Annotated in this window: 7 protein-coding genes; 3 read left to right on the forward strand and 4 right to left on the reverse strand. The window is 62.6% G+C overall.

Annotated elements, in window-relative coordinates; translation table 11 throughout:
- A partial coding sequence (locus QZH52_RS38955) for a transposase (protein WP_436411680.1) occupies positions 1-317 on the forward strand: 317 nt, incomplete at its 5' end.
- 166 nt (positions 318-483) lie between these two features.
- Here QZH52_RS38955 and QZH52_RS38390 read toward each other — a convergent pair.
- Both QZH52_RS38390 and QZH52_RS38395 read right to left on the reverse strand, forming a co-directional pair.
- Positions 484-1,002, reverse strand: a complete 519-nt coding sequence (locus QZH52_RS38390) for a glycine zipper domain-containing protein (RefSeq protein ID WP_301816509.1) — start codon at positions 1,000-1,002, stop codon at positions 484-486.
- A 119-nt stretch (positions 1,003-1,121) separates the two neighbouring features.
- Positions 1,122-1,370, reverse strand: coding sequence for a hypothetical protein (locus QZH52_RS38395; protein WP_301816510.1), 249 nt, complete (start codon positions 1,368-1,370; stop codon positions 1,122-1,124).
- Between QZH52_RS38395 and QZH52_RS38400 the strand changes: the two genes are divergently transcribed.
- Positions 1,369-1,839 carry a response regulator gene (locus tag QZH52_RS38400; RefSeq protein WP_301816511.1) on the forward strand — a complete coding sequence of 157 codons (471 nt, stop codon included), beginning with the start codon at positions 1,369-1,371 and terminating at the stop codon, positions 1,837-1,839. The genes QZH52_RS38395 and QZH52_RS38400 overlap by 2 nt on opposite strands.
- On the opposite strand, the gene QZH52_RS38405 is transcribed toward QZH52_RS38400, so the two are convergent.
- Both QZH52_RS38405 and QZH52_RS38410 read right to left on the reverse strand, forming a co-directional pair.
- Positions 1,836-2,072 (reverse strand): hypothetical protein, encoded by a 237-nt coding sequence (locus QZH52_RS38405; RefSeq protein WP_301816512.1) that lies wholly within the window; start codon positions 2,070-2,072, stop codon positions 1,836-1,838. The genes QZH52_RS38400 and QZH52_RS38405 overlap by 4 nt on opposite strands.
- 1,002 nt (positions 2,073-3,074) lie before the next feature.
- Positions 3,075-3,347: an IS66 family transposase gene (locus QZH52_RS38410; protein ID WP_301816513.1), complete on the reverse strand. Its 273-nt coding sequence runs from the start codon at positions 3,345-3,347 to the stop codon at positions 3,075-3,077.
- A gap of 75 nt (positions 3,348-3,422) precedes the next feature.
- On the opposite strand from QZH52_RS38410, the gene QZH52_RS38415 reads away from it, so the two are divergent.
- Positions 3,423-3,638 carry a hypothetical protein gene (locus QZH52_RS38415; RefSeq protein ID WP_301816514.1) on the forward strand — a complete coding sequence of 72 codons (216 nt, stop codon included), beginning with the start codon at positions 3,423-3,425 and terminating at the stop codon, positions 3,636-3,638.
- The last annotated feature ends 680 nt before the right edge of the window (positions 3,639-4,318 follow it).

A 4,318-nucleotide genomic window follows, 5' to 3' on the forward strand; every position in this document is an offset into this window, starting at 1 on the left:
CGCTGTTCCTGAGCGAGGTGGCGCAGCGCCACGCCGAGGAATTCATCGTCATGGTCATGGATCAAGCCGGTTGGCACATCGCCGGTGATCTCGCGGTGCCGCAGAACATGCACTTGATCTTCCTGCCCCCGTACAGCCCGGAGCTGAACCCCGCCGAGCACCTGTGGGAGTCGCTGCGCGAGGACTGCTTCGCCAACCTCGATGCAGTCGAGAGCGCCCTGATAAGCGGACTCGTCGCCCTCGAATCCAATACAACGCGAACCCGTTCAATGACTGGGTTCAAATGGATAACTTCTATATCTTTGAACGCAAGTTAGTATCAGGCAAGGGACGGAGCGGCTGATGGCTCTCGCGAAGGAATCGCCCCTGAAGGGTCCGCGCGGCCGGGGCGAGGACGAAGACGCCGATCCGGTTGGCGGACCAGACGTCGAATGAACTGCTGATCGACAAGACGACCGTGGCCGTCTTGTCGATCATCTAGGGCTAGCGACCGTCGCGGTCCGAATCCCCGGGGATGACTCGTTCGACGTTGTCGCTGAGTCGTTGCCAGGCATCGCGCGTGGCGTGCTTTGCGCGATCCCATTCCAACGACGACCTTCCGCGAGCGGCTCCCCAGTCGCGCCCTAGATCCGCTTCAACGTCATCGAACTTGCGATCCGGATTACGCGAATAGGCATCGACGCCGTAGCGATAGGCCGGCGAGTAGTCGTCGTAGCTCGTGCCGGGGGCCACATAGTCTCGCCCGGCATAGTTCTCACGCCAGTAGGCGTCTTCGGCTACCGGGTCCGCTTTGACGGCACGGCCAGCCAGGGCGCCGGCCACAGCACCCACGGCGGCGCCCACAACCGCGCCGACCGGGCCCGTCATTCCGCCAACGGCCGCACCGGCGGCAGCACCGCCGGCCACGCCACCAGCAACCCCGCCGAGCACAGCGCCCACGCCCGTTGCAGTACCGGTCCCATCCTTGTCGCCCGGCACGCGGGGGTCATTCAGATCAGCCATCGCAGGTCTCCTGTTAAGTGATTGGAGACGAAACGATGCGCCTTGGATAGCGGCCACCCACGGGCGCGTTGAGCCCGTCCTGGTGCGAGCATGGAGCGCTGGCTGTAGCCGGCGGGAGCCTACAGGGACCGCAAAGGCTTGAGTCTCCGGCGGTGAGAGCTAGCCGTTTCTTCGGGCGCGAACGCTGCTTCCAATTGCTCGAGTGCACGGCGGACGTTGCCGATGGCCGCGGCCAGATCTAGCAACTCCCCCTCCGGCTTTGCGCCTGCCGGCGGATCGATCACGAAGCTGAGGCGTTCGCAGGCAAACGCCCACCTCAACTGGGCCTGGACCTGCGCCGAGGTTCTATCCATGTCGAGCATCCTCATGACGGTTACATCCTACCCACGCATTTCCGAAGCGCTCACTCACGCTGGCACGATTCGGCCTAGCCTCACTTCGACGAAGAACAAGACGGTGAACGCCATGGCCGGTCTTTCAGTCTTCCTAGTTGAAGACAACCAGAAGATTCGAGATCACCTCATCCCAGCACTTGCAGATTTGGGGTCTGCGAGCGTCATTGCAATCGCCCAGTCTGAGCGGGAAGCGATCGCGTGGCTTGCTCATCACAAAGGTAAGTGGGACCTAGCCGTGGTCGACCTTTTTTTAGAGGAAGGCAATGGGCTTGGCGTCGTCGATTGGTGCCGCGGGAGAGAGCCCCATCAACGCGTCGCCGTCCTGACGAACTACGCGACTCAGGCCATGCGCAAGGCGTGCCTCGAAGCAGGCGCCGATGCATTCTTTGACAAGTCAACCGAGCTGGAGGCGTTCTTCGAGTTCTGTCTGGACAGAGCCTAGGCGCAGCGGCACTGGTGGCGGCCAAGACCGCGTTCGGCAATGGGTCGCGCGAGGACTGCGGTCATCGCAGCCATCGCCTCGTGCATGTCTCCGAGCACAAAGGGCAGGTTCTCGCCGTCGGGTCCGACAAGTTCATAGACCACCCTGCCGTCTGCGCTAAAGACCCGATAGACGCGGTAATCGCCTGCCGAGGCAATCTCGACGCCATCGTGGGCGTGTCGGTGTTTTCTCATTGTTGGTCTCCTCGAAAGCCCTAGGCAATGGGCGCGCTAGGCCGGTCACGCTGTGCAAGGCACCTGCCGCTTTCACGGCGTCACGGCGCTGAGGTTTAAAGGCCCATCGCCACTTTCATGGTCCAGGCCAAGGCCACGGCCAGGCCAACGACCAGGGCGCAGCTACGCCAAGGTCCCAGGCCGAGACCGATTGCGGGCTTCTCCACGCGCCGGGAGATCCGCCGTGGTGGTGACGACTCTCGCCCTGCGTACTCTGACTTTTGGGTCAGCCACTCTGCGTCGTATCGTGTTTCGTCCATGTAACTATTGTAGGCATATGTAGTACTTTGGTTTCTGTACTTTTTCACGAAAACTACGATCTCGGTGAACTTGGCGGCCTCGGGAAACCAGCAGACCAGGGACTGGCTTCGAGAGGCGCGATCCCCTCGGACACCCGTAAAAACATTCGAGGCGCGCGGAGTGGTCGCAGGCCTCCCGGCGACGCTCCCGAAGAGGAAAGCGCGCGCAGCGCTGCAGGCGGCGATACCTAGGACTGTTGCCGTTTGTCGCAAGAATTTGGCGCAAGGCGTTCGAGGTCCGCGACGCTGCGCGTTCCTAGAGGAGTTTTGCCGTGAAGACTGTGTTGCGAGCACTCACCGAGGTCAGGCTTCGCCGATCCGAAGAAGTGTCACATGGCTGCGAGCCGGACGGCGGGTGCGATCACCTGTGGATCCCGGACAACGACAACAACCGCCAAAGGCTGCTTCGGGCTGTGGAACTTGGCAACCGACTTCATGGTCCCGCCACCCATTGGATCGAAAAACGCCAAGCCTGAACGGAGTTCGGCGGCCTTCGGACTCCCGGGCGCGCCGCGTGTGCCATCTAGCCACCGCGCGGTTGAAGTAGAGGAGGGGCTCTTCCGGGCGGTGTTCGATCCCCTTGGAGAACACCCGAACCGCCTCATCGCAGTCGCCGCTTTCGCAAAGGACTGCTCCCAGGTGAGGCGAATCGGACCAGTCGTGACTACGCATCAGGGCGCCCATGCGTCCGTCGACTCGCGCTCGCGGTTGCCTCACCCAGCGGCGATTTCGGCAACACCGTCGGCGCATGCACGGAGAGCCAGCGAAGGAACTGCGCCATCAGAGCCAAGGTCAGCGACTGACGCACGCGCAGGCGTTCGTCGGGGTCGGCCTCGCGGATCTCGCCCTCGATGCGGTAGACCTCGGCGAAGTAGCGCATCTCCTCGTGCGGCAGCCTGGGCGCGGAGCCGTTGAACCGCAGTACTAAGGTGTGCATTTTTCTTTTGGTCGCAGGCGCCTGTAAGTACAATGTGTTACATTGACGTCCAGCGACCTTCCCAAAAGCACAGCCATGCGCAATTTCTTTTCGTCCCGTCATCGTGAGCAAGTGGCGAGCCCCGTTCAGTCGGGCCGCGCCCAACTTCAGGCCACCGCGATGCCGCATTTGCAAACCCGAGCCGAATTGGATGACGGCGTCACGGTGAGCGAACTGTCGGAGTTGGAAGCGCAGGCTCTGTGCGCTCGCGAAGGCATCGCCCATTTTTGGCCTGCCGCCTGCCGCGCGTAAATGACGTCCAAGTGTTTGCAGGGACGGAGCAGCGTCTCATCGGCTTTTCAGCCGCAGTCCCCGTGGCGCGATCGACTTCCGCGTGAGTCAATGCGGTTCGCATCTGCAGCAGCCCCGGCTGGCCATAGCCCGGCGCCACTGCCCCCTTTGACGAGCGAGCAACTCCTGGAGGTGGCCGCGAAATGGCGTGCACAGGCTACGGCGGGGGACCCGCGCGCCGAGATCGTCGTTCGGACCCTGGAGTGGTTGGCCGCGCAACGAGCTCCTCAGCCCAAGAAGACCCGACTTCAACGAGTCGGTGAACGTATCTCCGAGTGGGTGCGGTTGTAGTTCGTGGGGGCCGGAGGAGAACCTGTGAATGCCCGACGGTTGTTGGCGCCGGTTGAACGATGACCCGGGGATCGAAGCCGGCATTATGGATGCCGTCTGTGTGTGAGGCGACACGACCCCCCATGTTGCCTCACACAAGGAACAGTGCAATCCGCTTTGGAGCCAGAGAAATCAGTAGCGCAGCGTGGGCTGACCCCGCCAAAAGCGCCGCAGCGCAGATTCCCCAGGTTTTCATTGGCGTTGATGTCCCAGGAAGTGGTGTAAGTCTTCTTTCACTCGCTGCGCGGCAAGGCGCGTAGGGCGTAGCCCGAAGCGGCTTGCCGCGCAGCGACTGCTTCCTTCGGGAGGTG

It is taken from the genome of Variovorax ginsengisoli, assembly GCF_030486595.1.
Lineage (GTDB): Bacteria > Pseudomonadota > Gammaproteobacteria > Burkholderiales > Burkholderiaceae_C > Variovorax > Variovorax ginsengisoli_B.